Genomic DNA, 20,521 nt, shown 5'->3' with positions numbered 1-20,521 from the left:
CGGTATCCAATCCTTACGGGTTAATAGGCTCATCGGTCGGCGCGGTGGCGCCCAGGGTGTCGAGCCAGGCGATCAGGTCGCCGACGACCTGTGCTCGGTTGAGCTCATTGAACACTTCATGGCGCGCCTGCGGGTAAATAATTGTCCGCACCTGCGCCCTGGCCGACAGGCGCCAGGCATTGCCCAGATCAGTCAGACGCTTGCCGGCGCTGACCGGATCACATTCTCCGCCGATAATCAGCAGCTTCAGGCCCGGCCGTGTGCGCGCCAGGTTCGCTTCCGTGCTGATGTGCGCCAGCCCGCCGAGCAGGTCGAACCACAGCTGGTTGGTGCAGCGAAAGCCGCACAAGGGGTCGGCGATGTAGCGATCGACGGCCTCGGTGTCGCGGCTGAGCCAGTCGTAGCCGCTGCGGTTGGGCCTGAACGCCTTGTTGAACGAACCGAAGGTCAACCACTCGATCAGCGCGCTGCGTCCCAGGGGGCCCTGACGCCAACGCTCGAAGCGGGCGATGTGGCGGGCGTTGTGATAAAGACTCGCCGGTTGATAGTTGGAACCGCTGAACACTGCGCCCGCGACCTGGCTGGCGTTTTCGATCAACCAGGCCTGGGCGATATAGCTGCCCATGCTGTGGCCCAGCAGGACCACGGGCGTGCCGGGGAGGCGGCGGGCGATTTCGGCGCGCAGCAGGCTCAGGTCGGCGACTACCCGGCGCCAGCCATCACAGGCGGCGAACAGCCCGGGCACCCCGGCAGCGCCGGTCTGGCCGTGGCCGCGTTGATCGTGGGCATACAGTGCATAACCGGCCGCGGTCAAGGCTGCGCCCAGAGCGGCGTAGCGCCCGGCGTGGTCGGCCATGCCGTGGGCCAGCAGCACCACGGCGCGGGGGCTGGCGGCGGGCAGCCAGCTGTGGACGTGTAAATCCAAGCTGTCATCAGTGACAAGGGTAAAGCGCTGCGAGGCCATCGCGTTCCTTCATTTGCGTAGCGCATTGCCCAGTGGCATCGGGCGGCAAGACAGCCCGCCGATTCACAAGCGTGATGACGCCTTATTGTTGTTAGATCCGCCTGTCGTTTGCTGCTAAGTTGCGGGCAGAACGGCTCGTTCAGGCTAGAGGACAATAATAATGCAACCTGAATTCTGGAATGACAAACGCCCTCCTGGCGTGCCCACCCAACTGGATATGGGCGGCTATGCCTCGGTGGTCGAGGTGTTCGAGCGCTCCTGCCAGCGCTTTGCCGACCGCCCGGCCTTCAGCAACCTTGGCGTGACCCTCAGCTACGCCGAGCTCGACCGCCATTGCCAGGCCTTCGCCGCCTGGCTGCAGCAGCACACGGACTTGCAGCCAGGCGATCGCATCGCGGTGCAGATGCCCAACATCCTGCAATACCCCATCGCCGTGTTCGGTGCCCTGCGCGCCGGGCTGATCGTGGTCAACACCAACCCGTTGTACACCGCGCGGGAGATGCGTCACCAATTCAAGGACTCCGGCGCCCGCGCGCTGGTCTACCTCAACCTGTTCGGGCATCTGGTCGAGCAGGTGCTGGCGGACACCGACATCGAGTTTCTGATCGAGGCCAGGCTTGGCGATCTGTTGCCCAGCACCAAGGGTTGGCTGGTCAACACCCTGGTCGACAAGGTGAAGAAAAAAGTCCCGCGCTATGCCTTGCCTCAGGCGGTGTCATTCAAGACCGTGCTGCGCACGGGCCAACGCGAGGCGCTGCGGCCGGTGGCGCTGCAGCTGGAGGACACCGCAGTGCTGCAGTACACCGGTGGTACCACGGGCCTGGCCAAGGGCGCCATGCTCAGCCATGGCAACCTGGTGGCCAACATGCAGCAGGTGCAGGCTTGCTTCCAGCAACTCGACGAGCTCGGCCGCCCCATGCTGCAGGAGGGCCAGGAGGTGATGATCGCGCCGCTGCCGCTCTACCATGTGTACGCCTTCACGGCGAACTGCATGTGCATGATGGTCACTGGCAACCACAACGTGCTGATCAGCAACCCACGGGATATCGGCGGCTTCATCAAGGAGCTGAAGAAGTGGCGGTTCTCGGCCATGATCGGCCTCAATACGCTGTTCGTGGCCTTGATGGAGCACCCGGACTTCGCTGCGCTGGACTTCTCCAGCCTCAAGGTCACCAACTCCGGCGGCACTGCGCTGGTCAAGGCCACGGCCGACCGCTGGCAGCAGATCACCGGCTGCCGCATCATCGAAGGCTACGGCCTCACGGAAACCTCGCCGGTGGCGTGCACCAACCCCTATGGCGAGCGCGGGCGGCTGGGTACGGTGGGCATTCCGGTGGTCGGCACCGGCCTCAAGGTGGTCGATGAAGACGGCGCCGAGCTGTCCCAGGGTGAACGCGGCGAGCTGTGCATTCGCGGCCCGCAAGTGATGCAGGGCTACTGGCAGCAGCCCGAGGCCAGCGCCGAGGTAATGAGTGCGGACGGCTGGCTACGCACCGGTGACATCGCCATCATCGACCCTGATGGCTTCGTGCGCATCGTCGATCGCAAGAAGGACATGATTATCGTGTCGGGTTTCAACGTGTACCCCAACGAGATCGAGGACGTGGTGATGGCCCACCCCAAGGTGGCCAACTGCGCGGCCATCGGCATCGCCGACGAGCGCACCGGCGAGGCGGTCAAGCTGTTCGTGGTGCCACGCGAAGGCGGGCTGGGGCTCGAAGAGCTCAAGGCCTACTGCAAGGCCAACTTCACCGGCTACAAGGTGCCCAAGCACATCGTGCTGCGCGATTCACTGCCGATGACGCCGGTGGGCAAGATCCTGCGCCGTGAGTTGCGCGAGGGTTCCCTGTAGGACCGGTCTTACAGGGGCACCCAGACCATGCTCAGCAGCTGCCCATCCTCGACCCGGAACTGGCCATCGAACTCGGCGCCCGCGCGCCATTGCGGCGACAGGTCGGTCAGCAGGCGCAGGCGTGCCGTGCCGTCGGCCTGCCAGTCGAGCACTTCGGCATGCTCGAAATAGAACCGCTTGAGCACCAGCGGATAGAGGGCCTTGAACAGGCTCTCCTTGAGCGAGAACGTCAGGGTGACGATCATGCCCACCTCGTCGGCCGACCGCTGCGCCATGCGTGCGCGCTCGGGGGCCGTGAGGATTTCACCGTGCAGGTGCAGCGCCCGCTCGGGCTTGAGCAAAGTCTCCATGTCCATGCCCAGCCCGCGCCAGGCCTGCTGGTGAGCCACCATCGCCCCGGCCCAGCCGCCGCCGTGGCTGATTGCTCCACATACGCCAGGCGGCCAAACCGGCGCGCGATCCTCGCCGATCGCCGGTACCATGGCCGCCGCCGGTCCCTGCCAGCCCAGCGCCTGCAACGCCGCGCGGGCGCACAGGCGCCCGGCGAGGAATTCTGCCTGGCGCTTGGCCACCGAGCGCTGGATGCTCGCCGGCGCCTCGATGGCACTGCGGGTGAAGTCGTCGGCGGTCCATAGGCTGGGGTCAAACCTGCAACTGGTGAGCACCACACCGGGCAGGCTGACCGGCAGGGGCCAGTGGCGACGAGGGGCGGTGCAGCAGGTGGGGGTGAAGGTAGTCATGGCGTCATTTTGCCGTGGGTTGCGCGAATTTGCAGCGCAAATCACCGCACAAGTCGTTGTAACAGGATTATTCGGGTTCAGGAGGGGTTCAGCGCTCCCCCCTTAAGCTGGCGGCCTGCTGCGCGTTGCAATACGCTGCCTACATTCCCGGAGTGCACTATGAAATTGTTGGTGGTTGAAGATGAGGCCCTGCTGCGTCATCACCTGCAGACCCGACTGTCCGCCAGCGGCCATGTGGTCGAGGCCGTGGCCAATGCCGAAGAGGCGCTTTACCACGCCCAGCAGTACAACCACGACCTGGCTGTGGTCGACCTCGGCCTGCCGGGCATGGGCGGCCTGGACCTGATCCGCCAGTTGCGCGCCGAGGGCAAGACGTTTCCCATCCTCATCCTGACCGCTCGCGGCAACTGGGAAGACAAGGTCCAGGGCCTGGCCACCGGCGCCGACGACTACGTGGTCAAGCCCTTCCAGTTCGAAGAGCTGGAGGCACGCCTGAACGCCTTGCTGCGGCGTTCCAGCGGTTTCACCCAATCGACCATCACCGCCGGCCCGCTGGTACTGGACATCAACCGCAAGCAGGCCAGTCTCGACGAGCAGCCCCTGGCGCTGACCGCCTTCGAATACCGCATCCTCGAGTACCTCATGCGCCATCACCAACAGGTGGTGGCCAAGGACCGCCTGATGGAGCAGCTTTACCCCGATGACGAGGAGCGCGATCCCAACGTCATCGAGGTATTGGTCGGGCGTCTGCGGCGCAAGCTCGAAGGCGATCGCGGGTTTCGTCCGATCGACACGGTCAGGGGCCTGGGGTACCTGTTTACCGAGCGCTGCCGATGATTCGATCACTGCGCTTGCGGCTGATGGCAGCGGCGGCCTTGCTCGCCGTGCTGTTCATGATCGCCCTGCTGCCGGCCTTGCAGAAGGCCTTCAGCCTGGCGCTGCGTGAGTCCATCGAGCAGCGCCTGGCCTCGGACGTGACCACGCTGATCTCTGCCGCGCGCATCGAGAACGACCAGCTGCAGATGCCAGCCTTGCTCCCCGACGAGCAGTTCAACCTGCCCGAGAGCCGTTTGCTGGGCTACATCTACGACCGCCAGGGCAACATGGTCTGGCGCTCGCGGGCGTCGGCTAACGAGAACATCGACTACAAACCACGCTACGACGGCGGCGGCAACGTCTTTTCCCGCGCCCATCAGCCCGACGGCACCGAATTCTTCGTCTACGACGTCGAGGTCAAATTGCTCGGCGGCCGTAGTGCGGCCTACAGCATCGTCGCCTTCCAGCCGGTGCGCGACTACCAGAAAACCCTCTCCGGCTTGCGCTCCAAGCTGTCGTTCGGCTTCGGCCTGGCCCTGCTGGTGTTGCTGCTGCTACTTTGGGGCGGCATGACCTGGGGCCTGCGCGCGCTGCGTCAGCTCAGCCTGGAGCTCGACCAGATCGAGTCGGGCGAGCGCGAGAGCCTGAGCGAGCAGCACCCCCGCGAGCTGCTGCGCCTGACCGACTCACTCAACCGCCTGCTGCGCAGCGAGCGTGAGCAGCGCGGGCGCTATCGCGACTCCCTGGGTGACCTGGCGCACAGCCTGAAAACCCCACTGGCGGTGTTGCAAGGGGTCAGCGAAACCATTGCCCAGCGCCCCCAGGACCTGGAGCAGGCGCGCATTCTTCAGGCTCAGATCGAGCGCATGAGCCAGCAGATCGGCTACCAGCTGCAGCGTGCCAGCCTGCGCAAGAGTGGCCTGGTGCGCCACCAGGTGGCACTGCAGCCGCTGCTCGACAGCCTGTGCAGCACCCTCGACAAGGTCTATCGCGACAAGCGCGTGCGCGCCAGCTTCGATGTTCCGGCCCCCGGGCTGGTGCCGATGGAGCAGGGCGGGTTGCTGGAAATGCTCGGTAACCTGCTGGAAAACGCCTATCGCTTATGCCTGGGCCAAGTGCGTGTGCGCCTGATCTATCTGGAGGAAGGGCTTGAACTGTGGGTCGAAGACGACGGCCCCGGCATCCCGGTCAGTCAACGCGAGCGCATTCTCAAGCGTGGCGAACGTTTGGACCGGCAGAACCCCGGCCAAGGCATCGGCCTGGCGGTGGTCAAGGACATCATCGAAAGCTACGGCGCGCAGTTGACCCTGGGCGACTCCAGCCTGGGCGGCGCCGCTTTCCGGGTTCGCCTGCAACCCGTCTGACCCTGGCGGCCCCGCTCGCCGCTCGCCCCCCCGCCCCATGCATTCGCCATGGGCTATAACTGTAACTAAAGACGACATCGACCTCGACTGAACCGGTTCTGAGATGGCGGTTTGCCGCCACTGCGAACCCGGTTTGGCGTTGATGTGGCGAAAAACCGCCGAATGTCTGGCGCGGCATTCAGTGCTCAAACGGTTCCGGTGCCTTTGCCACAACGTCAATAGGACAAATTCGACTTGTGGCATGGGGTTTGCGATACAACGCCCTAGAGTCCTGCTCACCAGCAGCTCGACAAAACAAAAATCCCTCCAGCGCAGGAGGGTTCGTGTTCGGGTATCAAGGCACCAGTGGATGGATGCCGAACGGTACGCTTGAGGAATTTGCCATGACGACTCGTCAGCCACTCTACAAATCCCTGTATTTCCAAGTGATCCTCGCGATCATCGTCGGTGTCCTGATCGGGCATTTCTACCCACAAACCGGCGTTGCGCTCAAACCCCTGGGTGACGGCTTCATCAAGCTGATCAAGATGATCATCGCCCCCATCATCTTCTGCACCGTGGTCAGCGGCATTGCCGGTATGCAGAGCATGAAGTCGGTGGGCAAGACCGGTGGCTACGCGCTGCTGTACTTCGAAGTGGTATCGACCATTTCCCTGATCATCGGCCTGGTCGTGGTCAATGTCGTGCAGCCAGGTGCCGGCATGAACATCGATCCGACCAAGCTGGACGTCAGCAAAGTCGCCTCCTATGTAGCGGCGGGCGCGGATCAGAGCGTGGTCGGCTTCATCCTCAACATCATCCCGAACACCATTTTCAGCGCCTTCGCCAACGGCGACATTCTGCAGGTGCTGATGTTCTCGGTGATCTTCGGTTTCGCCCTGCATCGCCTGGGTGCCTACGGCAAGCCGTTGCTGGACCTGATCGATCGCTTCGCCCACGCCATGTTCAACATCATCAACATGATCATGAAGCTGGCGCCGCTCGGTGCATTGGGCGCCATGGCCTACACCATTGGCGCCTACGGCGTGGGTTCGCTGGTGCAGCTGGGCCAGCTGATGGCCTGCTTCTACATCACCTGCCTGCTGTTCGTGCTGCTGGTGCTAGGTTTCATTGCGCGGCTGCATGGCTTCAGCGTGATCAAGGTGATCCGCTACATCCGTGAAGAGTTGCTGATTGTGCTGGGTACCTCCTCCTCGGAGTCGGCCCTGCCACGCATGCTGGTGAAAATGGAGCGCCTGGGGGCGAAGAAATCCGTGGTGGGTCTGGTGATTCCGACCGGTTATTCGTTCAACCTGGACGGTACTTCGATCTACCTGACCATGGCTGCGGTGTTCATCGCCCAGGCAACCAACACGCACATGGACATCACTCACCAGATCACCCTGATCCTGGTGCTGCTGCTGTCTTCCAAAGGCGCAGCGGGTGTTACCGGTAGCGGCTTCATCGTCCTGGCTGCCACCCTTTCGGCTGTGGGCACCCTGCCGGTTGCCGGCCTGGCGCTGATCCTGGGCATCGACCGCTTCATGTCCGAGGCGCGCGCCTTGACCAACCTGGTCGGCAACGCCGTCGCCACCCTGGTAGTGGCCAAGTGGGTCGGCGAGCTGGACGAGTCGCGCATGACCGCTGAACTGGCCGCCGGCAGCCCGCCGCTGACCAATCTGGTGCCGGAAGACGACCTGGGTGTGGCTGAAGCACCCGTCGTCAACCAACGCTAAGCGTCATTTAGCGACAAAAAAAGCCCATCTTCGGATGGGCTTTTTGTTGGGCGGGCAAAGCTGCCTGCCGGTGGGAGGGGGCAAAGCCCCCGAGAGGCCGCCAGGCCGGTTTGTTCCGCCTGCAAGCCAGGGAACGCGGGCTTGACCAACGGCCACACTCACTCCACCCGCGTCTGCCCACTGAACACCAGCGGCGCCCGGCAGCGTCGGCACAGGTAGCGCCGGCCCTTGCGCACCAGGCCATGGCGCTGCGCGGTGAAGGGGAATTCCGGCGTGCAAGGGCACTGGTAGATATATCGGGTGCCACCGCGGCGCTTGATCTCGTAGGTATGGCAGCGGTTGGGCGGCAGCTCGTAGACGCCGCGCATGATCAGCTGCCACTCCTCGCCATGGGGCTGGATCCGGTCGCCGAACAGCTGGTGGGCCACCAGGTGCGCCACCTCGTGGGCCACAGTCTGGCGCAGGAAGTCTTCGCGGTTCTCGCGGTACAGCTGCGAATTGAAGCGCAGCAGGTTTTCGTGCAGGTGGGCGACGCCGGCCTTTTGCCCTCGCAGCTTGAGGCTGACGTGCGGTCGCTTGAATGAGCGCTTGAAAAAGTCTTCAGCCTGCTGGAAACAGGCTTCGACGCGGGACTCGAGTTGCTCGGGCATGCTGGGTCAATCTCCGGATCGAGCAATTATGCCCCATCACCCGGCCGCTGCCGACCGCTTGATGAGCCCCCGGCGACATGCGGCATGCTCACGGCACATACACCGGGCCGACCCCCAGCCCCCAGATGATCACGGTCAGCGCCATGATCGCCACCAGCACCACCAGGCCGACGGCGAGCACCGAACTGGCGAACAGGAAGCCGTCGTCACGGGCCACGTTCATGAAGGTCGGCAGGCCGACGTAAAGCAGGTAGACGGTGTAGCAGATCGCCGCCGTGCCGGTCAGCATGCCCAGCCACAGATGCGGATACAGCGCGGCCAGACCGCCGATGAACAGCGGCGTCGCGGTGTAGGTGGCGAAGGCCACGCAGCGCGCGAAGCTGGGGTAGGCATCGTAGGTGCGGGCCATCCAGTGGATGAACATGCCCATCACTGCCACCCCGGCGAGCATTGCCAGGTACGACATGCCGGCCATCCACAGCGCATCACCCCCGCTGAGCAGTACGGCAGGGCGCTCGCCGATCACCCAGCCGGTGCGGGTGGTGCCGATGAATGCGGCAATGGCCGGAACAAGGGCGAGGATCAGGGTGTGGGTGAAGTACAGCCGGCCAAGGCTGACTTCCCTGTCGCCACGGATGTCTTGCCATTCTTGATCGGGGTGGGTGAACAAGCCCACGACGTGATGAATCATGACGGTGCTCCATGGGATGCCTGCCACGAGTATGAGCCAGCGGGGGCAGGTTTTTTAGAGCGAATCGCTCTTTCAATCTGATGTCTTGTGGCGGTAAGCGGCAATGCGTAATTGGTCGGCATGGGGTGACAGCGGCTCGGCCTTTGCAGGTAAAATGCCCGGCTTTGCCATACCTTTCGCGCGGATTCCAGATGGGCACTCTTTCGGTCAGTCAGAACAAATTGCAGAAACGTCTTCGTCGCCTGGCCGGGGAAGCGGTCGCCGACTACAACATGATCGAGGATGGCGACAAGGTCATGGTCTGCCTGTCCGGCGGCAAAGACAGCTACACCATGCTCGACGTGCTGATGCACCTGCAGAAGGTGGCGCCGATCAAGTTCGAGATCGTCGCGGTGAACATGGATCAGAAACAGCCCGGCTTTCCCGAGCATGTGCTGCCGGCCTACCTCAAGGAGTTGGGCATCGAGTACCACATCGTCGAGAAGGACACCTATTCGGTGGTCAAGGAGCTGATTCCCGAAGGCAAGACCACCTGCTCGCTGTGCTCGCGCCTGCGCCGCGGCACGCTGTACACCTTTGCCGACGAGATCGGCGCAACCAAGATGGCCCTGGGGCATCACCGCGACGACATCGTCGAAACCTTCTTTCTCAACATGTTCTTCAATGGCTCGCTGAAGGCCATGCCCCCCAAGTTGCGGGCCGATGACGGCCGCAACGTGGTGATCCGCCCGTTGGCCTACTGCAACGAGAAGGACATCCAGGCCTACTCCGACTTCAAGCAGTTCCCGATCATCCCGTGCAACCTCTGCGGCTCCCAGGAAAACCTGCAGCGCCAAGTGGTCAAGGACATGCTGGTGGAGTGGGAGCGCAAGCACCCGGGGCGCACTGACAGCATCTTCCGCGGCCTGCAGAACGTGGTGCCGTCGCAACTGGCGGATCGCAACCTGTTCGATTTCGGCGGGTTGAAGATCGACGAGACGGCGGCATCGCGGTTCGTTTCGGTGGTCAATCTCTAAACAGCCACGCTACCCTCGCTCCGGCTAGTGGTTCACGGTAAAAGCCAGCATGGCCGACAGCTCGCACATTGGTCGCCCGCTCTCGGCGTGCCACTGGTTGAACGCCGCCTGCACGGCGGCCTGGTCGCGCTTGCTCGACGGCACCTTGTCGACGATGTTCTGCGCGTTGAGCGCCGCGACCACGTCCCAGCTGGGAATGAAGGTGTCCTTGCCGACCATGCGCAGAAAGCGCGGCGCAGACAGACCGCCCATCTGGTTGCCATGCCGGGCAATGTACTGCCATAGGCCGGTGATGTCGGTCACCGGCCAGTCAGCGATGAACTGGCCGAAGCTGCCGTGCTCATGGGCCACGTCGAGAATCAGCTGGGCGTTGCGCGGCACGCTCTTGAGCTTGCCCAGGTGGCGGATGATGCGGGTGTCCTGCATCAGTCGCTCCAGGTGCTCGGCCCCCATCAGCACGACTTTTTCCGGGTCGAAACCAAAGAACACCTGCTCGAACGCCGGCCACTTGGCGTCCACCAGGCTGTGCTTGAGGCCCGCCCGGAACACCCGCAAGGCCATGGTCGACAGGTACCGATCGGCGCCAATGCTGCGCAGCTGGGCCGGGGTCTGCGCTACCGGCAGTTGGGCCTGCAACGCCTTCGCCGAGCCGAACCGGTTCAGGCAGTATTCGTTAAGCCATTTGTAATCCTGCATCTACTTCACATCCTCGACCGGGCTTCGTAAGGCAGCGGCGAACGCTCAGGGTTCCAGCCGCGCAGCGGTGGCGGCCAGGCGCGAACCCAGGGCCTTGCACAGGGCGATTTCCTGTTCGTCCAGGGCGCGCTTGCCGTCGGCACCGGCGTGGTGGCTGGCGCCGTAGGGGGTGCCGCCGCCCCGAGTCTCCAGCAGCGCCGACTCGCTGTAGGGCAGGCCGGTGATCAGCATGCCGTGGTGCAGCAATGGCAGCATCATCGACAGCAGCGTCGACTCCTGGCCGCCATGCAGGCTGGCGGTGGAGGTGAACACCCCGGCCGGCTTGCCGACCAGCGCGCCGTTGAGCCACAGCGTGCTGGTGCCGTCGAGAAAGTACTTGAGTGGCGCGGCCATGTTGCCGAAGCGCGTCGGGCTGCCCAGCGCCAGGCCTGCGCAGTGTTTAAGGTCGTCGATGCTGGCGTACAAGGCTCCGCTTTCGGGAATGTCCGCGGCCACCGCTTCGCACTCGGCGGAGATGGCGGGCACCGTGCGCAGGCGCGCTTCCAGGCCGCCCAGTTCGACGCCGCGGGCGATATGGCGGGCCATCTCGGCGGTGGCGCCATGGCGGCTGTAATACAGCACGAGGATGTAACCGGCGCTCACGGCAGGATCTCCAGCAGGTTGTCGGTGGGCCGCCCAATGGCGGCGCGGTTGCCGTTGACCAGAATGGGCCGCTCGATGAGCTTTGGATGGGCGACCATGGCCGCGACAAGCTGGCCGTCATCCAGGCTGGCGTCGGCCAGGCCCAGCGCCTTGTACTCGTCTTCACCGGTGCGCAGCAACTGCCGCGCGCCAATGCCGAGCAGGTCGATCAGGTGCTGGAGAGTGGCGGCGTCGGGTGGTGTTTCCAGATAGCGCACCACGGTCGGCTGCAGGCCGCGGGCCTCCAGCAACTCGAGGGCAGCCCGGGATTTCGAGCAGCGTGGGTTGTGGTACAGCGTCAGATCGGTCATGGGGCAGTCGCATCCAGCCTGAAGAGGTGGCTATTCTAACCGTGGCGGCTGGTGATACGTCATCCCGATGAAGAGGAGAGGGCAGTGGCAAGGCAGTTTTCGCATGCGCTGGCGGTGGTACTGCTGGCGTTCACGCTGGGGGGCTGTGGCGCTGGCGACTACGGTGTCGATCAGCACGGGCGCAAGGTCGCTGCCGGGGAACTCGACCAGCATTGGCGGGTGGTCAACTACTGGGCCGAATGGTGCGCCCCGTGCCGTCGGGAAATCCCCGAGTTCAATGCCCTGGCGCAGCAGGTGAAGGCTGCCGGGGTGCGAGTGGTCGGGGTCAACTTCGACAACCTGCAGGGCGAGGAGCTGCGCAAGGCCAGCCAGACCCTGGGCATCGACTACACCGTGCTGGCGGAAAACCCCGCACCCAGGTTCGACCTGCCGGAGAGCCAAGGGCTGCCGGTGACCTATCTGATCGACCCCAGGGGCAAGGTGCGCGAGCAGCTGTTGGGGGAACAGACGGCGAGCAGTGTGCTGGCGCGGCTCAAGGCTGCCGGAGGGTTGTAGGATCGACTCGGTGGCGGCCGCCCTGGCAGGGGGCCAAGCCCCCGAGCGGCCGCCGGGCCTGCCTGACCCTGGTCAGCCTTCCTCGGGCCAGAGCCGCAATGGCTGGCCATTCTCCGGCCATAGGCGCAGTTGCTCGTTGGGCTGGATGTCCCAGCGCTGCACGGTCTCCAGCGCCTTGAGGAAACGCTGCTCCTGTTCCATCACCGCCGGGGCGCAGAGGCGCCGGGTGCTGCCGGGGGTGGCGAAGTTCAGGTGATGGTGCGCCAGGGTGTAGGCGGCGAACCAATGGTTGCAGCCGGCGGTACCGTAGGCGCGGCCGTCGCTGGCCAGGGTCAGGGTCAGGTGGCTGTTGTCGAGCAGCGGCCGGTCGCCGATCCACTCCACCGAATAGGTGCGTTCGGCCTGCAATTTGGACGAATGGCCAGCACAACCGGCCAGCAGCGTGGCGCCGAGCAGGGCAGTCAGGGCCAGCCGGTTCACAGTGCGCCTGCCTGGCACTGCGGGCACAGGTGCCGTTCGCCCTCGCTGCGCCAGCCCAGCTCGGCGATGCGCGCACTGGCCGCCGGCTTCTGCGCCTTGGCACCAAGCTTGGCGTCCACCGCGAACTCGAAGTTCAGGGCTTTCTGGCAGCCGTCGCAGTTGACGGTCCACTGATGAATTGCCAGCTCGCCGAACACCGGGCCCTTGGCCACGGCCACCCATTGCCCGCGCGGGTTGATCAGGTGCCGGACCTTTTCGACCGTCAGGCGCATGCTCAGGTCCTTGCTGCCCTTGAGGGTCACCAGCAGCACGTCGTCGTTATGGATCGAGCCGCCGTTGCCGGTGACCTGATAGCGGCCTGGCACCAGGGCGCGGCATTCGATCAAGGTGTGTTGCGGGCTCAGCAGGCTGTAGCGGAAATCGTGTTCGACCATCGGTCCTCCGGCGCGGCCACCAAAAGGGCAGGCCGCAAAATCTGCGCGGCAGTCTAGCATGATGCCCCGGCCTTTCACGCACTGACCCGCGCCTGTTGCTCCAGGCGGGTCATCGCCTCTTCCAGTTGCGTCAACGCTGCCATGGCCGCCGGGTCGTTCTGCTTGAGCAGGGTCTCGCTGCGCTGGCACGCGGCCCGCAGTTGCGGCACGCCGCAGTTGCGGCACGCCGCAGTAGCGGGTGGCGCCGTGCAGGCGATGCACACGCTCGATCAGGGCATTATGGTCATCGGCCTCGCGGGCCTGACGAATGGCATCACGATCGGCCGCCAGCGAGGCCAGCAACATGGCCAGCATGTCGGCGGCCAGGTCCGCCTTGCCCGCCGCCAGGCGCAGGCCCTCGGCAGGGTCGAGCACCAGCAGGCTCGGGTCGTCGGGCTGATCCTCCTGGCTGCGCTCCACTTGCTGCGGGCCGAGCACCAGACCGGTCCATTTGAGCACCACCTGGGCCAGTTGCCGCTCGCTGATCGGCTTGGTCAGGTAGTCGTCCATGCCGCTCTGCAGCAGGGCGCGCTTCTCGTTGGCCATGGCGTGGGCCGTGAGGGCGACGATCGGCAACGCCGGGCCAGGCTGTACGCTTTCCCATAGGCGAATCTTTTCCGTGGTCTCACGGCCGTCCATGCCGGGCATCTGCACGTCCATCAGCACCAGGTCGAAGCTGTCTTCCTGCACCGCCTGGATCGCCGCCTGGCCGCTGTCCACCGCCAGCACCAGGGCGCCGAGGTCTTCGAGCAGGGTCTGCACCAGCAGCAGGTTGGCCGGGTTGTCGTCGACGCACAGCACCCGCGGCGGCCGATCACTGGGCGGCTGCTCGCTGTCGCTGCGCAGGCGCCTGGGGTTGACCAGGTCGCCAAGGGCGCGGCGCAGCTTGCGCGTGCAGGCTGGCTTGGCCTGCAGCTGGCTGTTGGCGTTGGGTACGGCAACATGGAACAGCGCCTGTTCGGTGGTCGGGCACAGCACCAGCGCCTGGCAGCCCAGCTGGTCGAGGCCAAGCAGGTGCTTGCCGAGTTTTTCCGGGGAAATCTCGTGGTGGGTGATGCCCAGTACCGCCAGTTCGATAGGCTGGCCACCGGCCCGCGCGGCCTTGATGCCGTCGGCCATGCGGTCCAGGGAATTGAACGGCAGTACTTCCAGGCCGCAGTCCTCCAGTTGGTGCTTGAGCGCCTGGCGGGCCAGCTCATGGCCGTCGACGATCGCGATGCGCCGGCCCTGCAGGGGCGGGCCCGGCAGGTCCTCGGCGTCGTCGCGGGCCTTGGGCAGGCTCAAACTGACCCAGAACTGCGAGCCCTCGCCCGGTTCGCTGTCGACACCGATCTCGCCGCCCATCTGCTCGATCAGGCGCTTGGAAATCACCAGGCCCAGGCCGGTGCCGCCAGGTTGGCGCGACAACGAGTTGTCGGCCTGGCTGAAGGCCTGGAACAGCGCGCGTACGTCCTGGGTCGACAAGCCGATGCCGGTGTCCTGCACGCTGATGCGCAGTTGCACGCTGTCTTCGCTCTCATCCTGCATCTCGGCGCGGGCAACGATGGTGCCCTCGCGGGTGAACTTGATGGCGTTGCTGACCAGGTTGGTGAGGATCTGCTTGAGCCGCAGCGGGTCGCCGATCAGCGACAGCGGTGTGTCGCGATAGACCAGGCTGACCAGTTCCAGGCCCTTGGCATGGGCGGCCGGGGCGAGGATGGTGAGGGTGTCCTGGAGCAGGTCGCGCAGGTTGAAGGGGATGCTGTCGAGCACCAGTTTGCCGGCCTCGATCTTCGAGAAGTCGAGGATCTCGTTGATGATGCCGAGCAGGCTGTCGGCGGACTTCTCGATGGTGCCCAGGTAGTCCAGCTGACGCGGGGTCAGCTCGCTCTTTTGCAGCAGGTGGGTGAAGCCAAGGATGCCGTTGAGCGGGGTGCGGATCTCGTGGCTCATGTTGGCGAGGAATTCGGACTTGATCCGGCTGGCCTCCAGCGCCTCCTTGCGCGCCAGGTCCAGCTCGATGTTCTGGATCTCGATGGTCTCAAGGTTCTGGCGCACGTCCTCGGTGGTCTGGTCGACGCTGTGTTGCAGCTCCTCCTGGGCATTCTGCAGGGTTTCGGCCATGCGGTTGATGCCCGCCGCCAGTTCGTCCAGCTCCTGGCTGCCGAGCGCCGGCAGGCGGGTTTCCAGGTGGCCGTCCTTGAGTTGCGTGACGGCCTGCTTGATCTGCCGCACCGGCCCGCTGATCCCGCGGCTCATGCGCAGGGCCAGCAGGGCGGTGGCCATCAGCCCGGCGAGAATCAGCAGTACGCTGGCGAACAGGCTGCGATAGCCGCGCAGCAGGGTGCCGTCGTGGGACAGCTCGACCTCGACCCAGCCGAACAGGCGGTCGCTTTCATTGGGCACCGCTTCACCCGCCAGGTCGCGATGGCGGCCGAACACCGGCTGCAGGTAGCGGGTCGCGTCGCTGCCGCTGCGCTCCAGCAGCTGGGTGCTGTTGCCCAGCGGCACCGGGTTGAGCATGCTCGGGCCGGCGTGGGCCAGGGGCGTGCGGTCAGCGGCGAGAAAGGACACCGAGCGCACGTCGGTCTGCTCCAGGGCCTGCGCCGCGATGCGCTCGAGCAAGGCCTGATCCTTGCGCACCATGGCCGGCGCCACCAGCGGCGCCAGCTGCTCGGTGATCATCTGCCCGCGGCGCAGCAACTGGGTGTTGAGCTCCGACTGCTGCAACCACATGAAATAGCCGCCCAGCACCACCGCCATCAGCCCGGTGGGCAGCAAGGCCAGCAGCAGCACGCGGCTCTTTATCCCCAGCTTTTTCAACACGCCTGTCTCCCGGGCAATTTGGTCCTGTGGGCAAAATACCCCGACTGGCCGGGCAGTGCACCTTTGGCGGGGAAAATGGTGGCTTGCGGGGTGTCCGAGGATACTGAATAATCGCTGAACGAGAATTAAGTGCAGCCGTCAATGACTCCCGCGAACCCTGTCGTGCCCCGCGTGTTGACCATCGAAGACGACCCGGTGCTGGGCGCCTACGTCCACGAGCAGCTGGGTCGCTGCGGGTTCCAGGTCACCTGGTGCCGCAATGGCCGCGAGGGCCTGGACCTGGCGCGTGACCCGGCTTTCGACGTGGTGCTGATGGACATCCTGCTGCCCGGCATGAACGGCCTCGACGTCCTGCAAAGCCTGCGCGAAAGCACGGCGGTGCCGGTGATTCTGATGTCGGCGCTGGGCGCCGAGAGCGACCGTATCAGTGGCTTTCGGCGCGGCGCCGACGATTACCTGCCCAAGCCGTTCAGCATGGACGAGCTGCACGTGCGGGTCGAAGCCATCCTGCGCCGCGTGGCCCTCGAGCGACGCCGTCGCGAGCCGCAGCCAACCCTGATCGCCGACAGCCTGGCGTTCGACGAGCAGACCTGCGACGTGTCGCGCCACGGGCGTGCCGCCGGGCTGACCCCCAGCGAGTACCGCCTGCTGGAAACCCTGCACCGCCAGCACGAGGAGGTGCTGAGCAAGGCCTTCCTTTATCAGCACGTGCTGCAGCGCGGCTATTCGCAGCACGACCGCAGCCTGGACATGCACGTCAGCCAGATCCGCCGCAAGCTCAAGGCCATCGGTTACGCCGAGCGCCAGCTGCGCACGGTGTGGGGCAAAGGCTATGTGCTGAGCAGCCGCGAGCTGGACAGTTGAAACTGCCCGGGCGCCATTCGCTGTTCTGGAAGCTGGCGATCATGCTGGTCGCCTTCTGCCTGCTGATGATCAGCCTGAGCTGGTGGGTGGGGCGCTACGTCGAGGAGCGCAACGCCAACCTGTCCGAGCAGGCCCGCGCCGAGCTGCGCGGCTACGCCCGTGAAGCCGAGCAGGCCTGGCTAGACGGCGGCCAGGCGGGGGCCGACCGCTGGCTGGCGGCGTACGCCGAGGTCCATCCCGACAGCCCGGCGACCCTGGTGGGCGCCGATCTGCAACCGCTGGGCAGTCAGCCACTGAGCGCCGAAATGCACCGGCACATGACCTTCCTGCGTGGCGTCGACTGGCCGGTAAGCCGGCACAGCAAGACCCTGCCCTGGCTCAGGCTGGACTTCCCGGGGGCGCCGCAGCGCGGCAGCCTGGTCCTGCAACTGCCGGCGCCGATGCTGCCGGGCCGCTATGCACTGGCCTGGCAGTTGATCATCAATGGCCTGTTGCCGGGTCTGCTGACCCTGTTGTTCTGCGCCGGCCTGTACCGCCTGCTGATTCGCCCGCTCAATCTCCTGCGCGAGCAGGCCAACGCCTGGCGCGCCGACCCGCTGGGCGTGCGCCTGTCGCCGGCGGCGACCACGCGCAAGGATGAACTGGGCGAGCTGGGTCGCGCCTTCGACCAGCTGTCCGAACGCCTGCAGGGCACGGTGGCCCTGCAGCACCAGTTGCTGCGCGACCTGTCCCATGAATTGCGCACCCCGCTGAGCCGCCTGAAGGTGGCCGGTGACAGCGAGCTGGACGGCGAACGCCTGCGCCAACGCCTGGTGCGTGAGGTCGATGGCATGCAGCGGCTGGTGGAGGACACCCTGCAACTGGCCTGGCTCGACGCCGAACGCAGCCCGCGCGTGCCGGAACCGATCCAGGTCCAGGCGCTGTGGGAGCTGGTGGCGGAGAACGCCTGCTTTGAAACCCGCTGGCCCGCAGCCCGGTTACTGTGCACCGTGCCCGCTGAATGCTGGGTACTGGGCGACCTCGACACCCTGGCCCAGGCCCTGGAAAACATCCTGCGCAATGCCATCCGCCACTCGCCCAGCCATGGCCGCATCGGCCTGCATGGCCAGTTGCAAGGCGAACAGTGGCTGTTGTGGCTTGACGACGAAGGCGGCGGCGTAGCAGCCGAGGATCTGGAGCGGATCTTCGACCCGTTCATCCGCCTGGACGGCTCACGGCCCGGCGACGGCGGCTTCGGCCTTGGCCTGAGCATTGCGCGCAACGCCCTGCAGGCCCAGGGCGGGGCGCTGTGGGCGCAGAACACCCGCCATGGCCTGCGGCTCAATCTGCGCCTGCGCCGGGCGGTCGAACCATCCCCTGCTACCGTACTGGCAGATGCCTCCTTATAACCAGACGATCAGCTGTCTGCACTTTGCGTGATATGGACTGGCAGCGTTTGCCGGTATGATAGGCGACCCCCGCAGGCTGGATTGCGAATACACCATGACCGTGCAGTACCTCACCATCGCCGACTGCGTCGGCAATACGCCGCTGGTGCGCTTGCAGCGCCTGGGCGGTGACACCCGCAATACTCTCCTGCTCAAGCTCGAGGGCAACAACCCGGCCGGCTCGGTCAAGGACCGCCCGGCGCTGTCGATGATCAACCGCGCCGAGAGCCGCGGGCAGATCCAGCCCGGCGACACGCTGATCGAAGCCACCTCCGGCAACACCGGTATTGCCCTGGCCATGGCCGCGGCGATCAAGGGTTACAAGATGATCCTGATCATGCCCGACAACTCCACCGCCGAGCGCAAGGCGGCGATGACCGCCTATGGCGCCGAGCTGATCCTGGTCACCCGGGAAGAGGGCATGGAGGGCGCGCGCGACCTCGCCGAGCGGATGCAGGCCGAAGGCCGCGGCAAGGTGCTCGACCAGTTCGCCAATGGTGACAATCCAGAGGCGCACTACAACGGCACCGGCCCGGAAATCTGGCAGCAGACCCAGGGCACCATCACCCATTTCGTCAGCTCAATGGGCACCACGGGGACCATCATGGGCACCTCGCGCTACCTCAAGGAGCAGAACCCGCAGGTGCAGATCGTCGGCCTGCAGCCGATGGAAGGCGCCGCCATTCCGGGCATCCGCCGCTGGCCGCAGGAATATCTGCCAAAGATCTACCAGGCTGAACGCGTCGACCGCATCGTCGACATGGCCCAGGCCGAAGCCGAGGACGTGACCCGGCGCCTGGCCCGCGAAGAAGGCATCTTCTGCGGGGTTTCATCGGGGGGGGCGGTGGCAGCGATGTTGCGCCTGTCCCAGGAGCTGGAAAACGCGGTGATTGTCGCGATCGTCTGCGATCGTGGGGACCGGTACCTGTCCAGCGGCATCTTCGACGCGCCCAACTGATGGCCGCCAAAGGCAAGCCCGGGCTGCGCTTCCAGCCCACCGGCGGAACCCGCACCAGCCAGCTTCCGGCGGGCAAGAAGCAGCGTCTGAGCATCGAACGCCTGAGCAATGACGGCCGCGGTATTGCCTTCTTCGAAGGCCGCACCTGGTTCGTCAACGGCGCCCTGGCCGGCGAGGAAGTCGAGGCCCGGGTCCTCAATAGCCACGGCAAGGTGGTCGAGGCCCGCACCGAGCGGGTCATCGTCGCCAGCGCCGAACGGCGGGTCGCGCCTTGCAAGCACTTCGGCCGCTGCGGCGGTTGCAGCCTGCAGCACCTGCCGCACAGCGCACAGCTGCAACTCAAGCAGCAGCAACTGGCCGAACAGCTGTCGCGGGTTGCCGGCATCGAACCCGAGCAATGGGTCGCGCCGCTGGTCGGCCCGGAGCTGGCCTACCGGCGCCGTGCGCGCATTGCCGTGCGCTGGGACAGCAAGGCGCGGCGGCTGGACGTCGGTTTTCGCGCGGTGGCCAGCCAGGATATCGTCCCGATCGACGACTGCCTGGTGCTGGTACAGCCTTTGCAAGCCATCCTTCAAGACCTGCCCAGATTGCTCCAAGGCTTCGTAAAGCCGCAGGTGATCGGGCATGTCGAGTTATTCAGTGGTACTGGCGAAGCGCTACTGTTACGTCACGTAGCACCCTTGGCCGAGGTCGACCTGGCGGCGTTGCAGGCGTTCTGCCAGGCCCACCACGCGCAGCTGTGGCTGCAGGGTGAGGGCGAACCGCAGCCGTTTGCAGCGGCGCAGCCGCTGGGCTACGAGTTGCGGCCCTGGGGCCTGCAGCTGGCGTATCGCCCCGGCGACTTCGTGCAGGTCAACGAAACGGTGAACGCGGCGATGATCGCGCAGGCCATCGACTGGCTCGCCCCGCAAGCCGAGGAGCGTGTGCTGGACCTGTTCTGTGGCTTGGGCAACTTCGCCCTGCCGCTGGCTCGCGAGGCCCGCGAGGTGGTGGCGGTGGAGGGCGTGGGCGCCATGGTGGAGCGGGCGCGGGCCAATGCCGCGAGCAATGGCCTGGGCAACGCCAGCTTCCATCAGGCGGACCTGGCTGCACCACTGGCCGGAGCAGCATGGGCCAGCGAAGGCTTTTCTGCGGTACTCTTGGATCCACCACGAGACGGCGCCGCGCAAGCGGTGGAGCATCTCGGCAAACTGGGCGCACGGCGCCTGGTGTATGTGTCCTGCAACCCGGCAACGCTGGCCCGCGACACGGTGCAGTTGCTCAAGCAGGGCTATAGGTTGAAACGGGCCGGAATCCTCGACATGTTCCCGCAAACCGCGCATGTCGAGGCGATGGCGTTATTCGAAGCGGGCCAGGATGGCCCGTCTAATCCGACTGGCGCGTGACAGCATGGCTCCTGCCGGCCCAGCAGGCGCCTAAGCCAGCGACAAATGGCGGGTCTTTGACCCGCCTTAGGGAAAGGT

Annotated in this window: 19 protein-coding genes and 1 pseudogene; 10 read left to right on the top strand and 10 right to left on the bottom strand. The window is 65.5% G+C overall.

What is annotated here, in order from left to right:
- Positions 1 to 13: 13 nt before the first annotated feature.
- Positions 14 to 964, bottom strand: a complete 951-nt coding sequence (locus SFA35_RS20610; protein WP_320572361.1) for an alpha/beta hydrolase — start codon at positions 962 to 964, stop codon at positions 14 to 16.
- A 160-nt stretch (positions 965 to 1,124) separates the two neighbouring features.
- Here SFA35_RS20610 and fadD2 point away from each other — a divergent pair, with 160 nt between their 5' ends.
- Positions 1,125 to 2,816: a long-chain-fatty-acid--CoA ligase FadD2 gene (gene fadD2, locus SFA35_RS20605; RefSeq protein ID WP_320572360.1), complete on the top strand. Its 1,692-nt coding sequence runs from the start codon at positions 1,125 to 1,127 to the stop codon at positions 2,814 to 2,816.
- A gap of 8 nt (positions 2,817 to 2,824) precedes the next feature.
- Here the strand turns inward: fadD2 and SFA35_RS20600 are convergent, their stop codons facing one another.
- Positions 2,825 to 3,556, bottom strand: a complete 732-nt coding sequence (locus SFA35_RS20600; protein WP_320572359.1) for a 4'-phosphopantetheinyl transferase family protein — start codon at positions 3,554 to 3,556, stop codon at positions 2,825 to 2,827.
- Between the two features lie 159 nt (positions 3,557 to 3,715).
- Between SFA35_RS20600 and SFA35_RS20595 the strand changes: the two genes are divergently transcribed.
- The 3 genes from SFA35_RS20595 to SFA35_RS20585 all read left to right on the top strand — a co-directional run bounded on the left by SFA35_RS20595 (position 3,716) and on the right by SFA35_RS20585 (position 7,451).
- Positions 3,716 to 4,393: a response regulator gene (locus tag SFA35_RS20595; protein ID WP_320572358.1), complete on the top strand. Its 678-nt coding sequence runs from the start codon at positions 3,716 to 3,718 to the stop codon at positions 4,391 to 4,393.
- Positions 4,390 to 5,736 carry an ATP-binding protein gene (locus tag SFA35_RS20590; protein ID WP_320572357.1) on the top strand — a complete coding sequence of 449 codons (1,347 nt, stop codon included), beginning with the start codon at positions 4,390 to 4,392 and terminating at the stop codon, positions 5,734 to 5,736. The genes SFA35_RS20595 and SFA35_RS20590 overlap by 4 nt, the downstream gene beginning before the upstream one ends.
- 383 nt (positions 5,737 to 6,119) lie before the next feature.
- Positions 6,120 to 7,451 (top strand): dicarboxylate/amino acid:cation symporter, encoded by a 1,332-nt coding sequence (locus SFA35_RS20585; RefSeq protein ID WP_320572356.1) that lies wholly within the window; start codon positions 6,120 to 6,122, stop codon positions 7,449 to 7,451.
- A 158-nt stretch (positions 7,452 to 7,609) separates the two neighbouring features.
- Here SFA35_RS20585 and SFA35_RS20580 read toward each other — a convergent pair whose 3' ends face one another.
- Both SFA35_RS20580 and SFA35_RS20575 read right to left on the bottom strand, forming a co-directional pair.
- Entirely contained in the window at positions 7,610 to 8,101 is a 492-nt protein-coding gene (locus SFA35_RS20580; protein ID WP_320572355.1) for a SprT family zinc-dependent metalloprotease, read from the bottom strand.
- Positions 8,102 to 8,189: 88 nt separating this feature from the next.
- A complete protein-coding gene (locus SFA35_RS20575; protein ID WP_320572354.1) occupies positions 8,190 to 8,792 on the bottom strand; it encodes a Yip1 family protein in 603 nt (200 codons plus the stop codon).
- A gap of 191 nt (positions 8,793 to 8,983) precedes the next feature.
- Here SFA35_RS20575 and ttcA point away from each other — a divergent pair, with 191 nt between their 5' ends.
- Complete coding sequence (ttcA, locus tag SFA35_RS20570) at positions 8,984 to 9,808, top strand: tRNA 2-thiocytidine(32) synthetase TtcA (RefSeq protein WP_320572353.1); 825 nt, start codon at positions 8,984 to 8,986, stop codon at positions 9,806 to 9,808.
- A 24-nt stretch (positions 9,809 to 9,832) separates the two neighbouring features.
- Here ttcA and SFA35_RS20565 read toward each other — a convergent pair whose 3' ends face one another.
- From SFA35_RS20565 to arsC, 3 genes are read right to left on the bottom strand one after another with little or no spacing between them, the layout of a single operon-like run.
- Complete coding sequence (locus SFA35_RS20565; protein ID WP_320572352.1) at positions 9,833 to 10,504, bottom strand: DNA-3-methyladenine glycosylase I; 672 nt, start codon at positions 10,502 to 10,504, stop codon at positions 9,833 to 9,835.
- A 45-nt stretch (positions 10,505 to 10,549) separates the two neighbouring features.
- On the bottom strand, positions 10,550 to 11,146 hold the full coding sequence (wrbA, locus tag SFA35_RS20560; RefSeq protein ID WP_320572351.1) for an NAD(P)H:quinone oxidoreductase: 597 nt from the start codon (positions 11,144 to 11,146) through the stop codon (positions 10,550 to 10,552).
- Entirely contained in the window at positions 11,143 to 11,496 is a 354-nt protein-coding gene (gene arsC / locus SFA35_RS20555) for an arsenate reductase (glutaredoxin) (RefSeq protein ID WP_320572350.1), read from the bottom strand. The genes wrbA and arsC overlap by 4 nt, the downstream gene beginning before the upstream one ends.
- An 84-nt stretch (positions 11,497 to 11,580) precedes the next feature.
- Here arsC and SFA35_RS20550 point away from each other — a divergent pair, with 84 nt between their 5' ends.
- Positions 11,581 to 12,051 (top strand): TlpA disulfide reductase family protein, encoded by a 471-nt coding sequence (locus SFA35_RS20550; protein WP_320572349.1) that lies wholly within the window; start codon positions 11,581 to 11,583, stop codon positions 12,049 to 12,051.
- A gap of 72 nt (positions 12,052 to 12,123) precedes the next feature.
- On the opposite strand, the gene SFA35_RS20545 is transcribed toward SFA35_RS20550, so the two are convergent.
- From SFA35_RS20545 to SFA35_RS20535, 3 genes and pseudogenes are all read right to left on the bottom strand, one after another.
- Positions 12,124 to 12,531: an META domain-containing protein gene (locus SFA35_RS20545; RefSeq protein WP_320572348.1), complete on the bottom strand. Its 408-nt coding sequence runs from the start codon at positions 12,529 to 12,531 to the stop codon at positions 12,124 to 12,126.
- The gene (locus SFA35_RS20540; RefSeq protein ID WP_320572347.1) at positions 12,528 to 12,965 is read right to left on the bottom strand and encodes a hypothetical protein; all 438 of its coding nucleotides are present in this window, start codon (positions 12,963 to 12,965) and stop codon (positions 12,528 to 12,530) included. The genes SFA35_RS20545 and SFA35_RS20540 overlap by 4 nt, the downstream gene beginning before the upstream one ends.
- Before the next feature lie 74 nt (positions 12,966 to 13,039).
- Positions 13,040 to 15,809 (bottom strand): annotated as a pseudogene (locus tag SFA35_RS20535) (response regulator).
- Positions 15,810 to 15,950: 141 nt separating this feature from the next.
- Here SFA35_RS20535 and SFA35_RS20530 point away from each other — a divergent pair.
- From SFA35_RS20530 to rlmD, 4 genes are all read left to right on the top strand, one after another.
- The gene (locus SFA35_RS20530) at positions 15,951 to 16,673 is read left to right on the top strand and encodes a response regulator transcription factor (RefSeq protein WP_320572346.1); all 723 of its coding nucleotides are present in this window, start codon (positions 15,951 to 15,953) and stop codon (positions 16,671 to 16,673) included.
- Between the two features lie 41 nt (positions 16,674 to 16,714).
- Positions 16,715 to 18,061, top strand: coding sequence for a histidine kinase sensor domain-containing protein (locus SFA35_RS20525; RefSeq protein WP_320579150.1), 1,347 nt, complete (start codon positions 16,715 to 16,717; stop codon positions 18,059 to 18,061).
- A 94-nt stretch (positions 18,062 to 18,155) separates the two neighbouring features.
- Positions 18,156 to 19,058, top strand: a complete 903-nt coding sequence (gene cysM, locus SFA35_RS20520; RefSeq protein WP_320572345.1) for a cysteine synthase CysM — start codon at positions 18,156 to 18,158, stop codon at positions 19,056 to 19,058.
- Positions 19,058 to 20,443, top strand: coding sequence for a 23S rRNA (uracil(1939)-C(5))-methyltransferase RlmD (gene rlmD / locus SFA35_RS20515; RefSeq protein WP_320572344.1), 1,386 nt, complete (start codon positions 19,058 to 19,060; stop codon positions 20,441 to 20,443). The genes cysM and rlmD overlap by 1 nt, the downstream gene beginning before the upstream one ends.
- Positions 20,444 to 20,521: the final 78 nt, after the last annotated feature.

Source organism: Pseudomonas sp. HR96, from assembly GCF_034059295.1.
Lineage (GTDB): Bacteria > Pseudomonadota > Gammaproteobacteria > Pseudomonadales > Pseudomonadaceae > Aquipseudomonas.
This window is presented reverse-complemented; position numbering and strand designations above follow the sequence as displayed.

Bases quoted from the DNA above. Each gene is read 5' to 3' on its own strand.
- rlmD (WP_320572344.1), top strand. From the start codon at position 19,058: ATGGCCGCCAAAGGCAAGCCCGGGCTGCGCTTCCAGCCCACCGGCGGA.
- SFA35_RS20525 (WP_320579150.1), top strand. From the start codon at position 16,715: ATGCTGGTCGCCTTCTGCCTGCTGATGATCAGCCTGAGCTGGTGGGTG.
- SFA35_RS20530 (WP_320572346.1), top strand. From the start codon at position 15,951: ATGACTCCCGCGAACCCTGTCGTGCCCCGCGTGTTGACCATCGAAGAC.
- SFA35_RS20575 (WP_320572354.1), bottom strand. From the start codon at position 8,792: ATGATTCATCACGTCGTGGGCTTGTTCACCCACCCCGATCAAGAATGG.
- cysM (WP_320572345.1), top strand. From the start codon at position 18,156: ATGACCGTGCAGTACCTCACCATCGCCGACTGCGTCGGCAATACGCCG.
- arsC (WP_320572350.1), bottom strand. From the start codon at position 11,496: ATGACCGATCTGACGCTGTACCACAACCCACGCTGCTCGAAATCCCGG.
- SFA35_RS20590 (WP_320572357.1), top strand. From the start codon at position 4,390: ATGATTCGATCACTGCGCTTGCGGCTGATGGCAGCGGCGGCCTTGCTC.
- SFA35_RS20565 (WP_320572352.1), bottom strand. From the start codon at position 10,504: ATGCAGGATTACAAATGGCTTAACGAATACTGCCTGAACCGGTTCGGC.
- fadD2 (WP_320572360.1), top strand. From the start codon at position 1,125: ATGCAACCTGAATTCTGGAATGACAAACGCCCTCCTGGCGTGCCCACC.
- SFA35_RS20595 (WP_320572358.1), top strand. From the start codon at position 3,716: ATGAAATTGTTGGTGGTTGAAGATGAGGCCCTGCTGCGTCATCACCTG.
- SFA35_RS20600 (WP_320572359.1), bottom strand. From the start codon at position 3,556: ATGACTACCTTCACCCCCACCTGCTGCACCGCCCCTCGTCGCCACTGG.
- SFA35_RS20585 (WP_320572356.1), top strand. From the start codon at position 6,120: ATGACGACTCGTCAGCCACTCTACAAATCCCTGTATTTCCAAGTGATC.
- SFA35_RS20540 (WP_320572347.1), bottom strand. From the start codon at position 12,965: ATGGTCGAACACGATTTCCGCTACAGCCTGCTGAGCCCGCAACACACC.
- ttcA (WP_320572353.1), top strand. From the start codon at position 8,984: ATGGGCACTCTTTCGGTCAGTCAGAACAAATTGCAGAAACGTCTTCGT.
- SFA35_RS20580 (WP_320572355.1), bottom strand. From the start codon at position 8,101: ATGCCCGAGCAACTCGAGTCCCGCGTCGAAGCCTGTTTCCAGCAGGCT.
- SFA35_RS20610 (WP_320572361.1), bottom strand. From the start codon at position 964: ATGGCCTCGCAGCGCTTTACCCTTGTCACTGATGACAGCTTGGATTTA.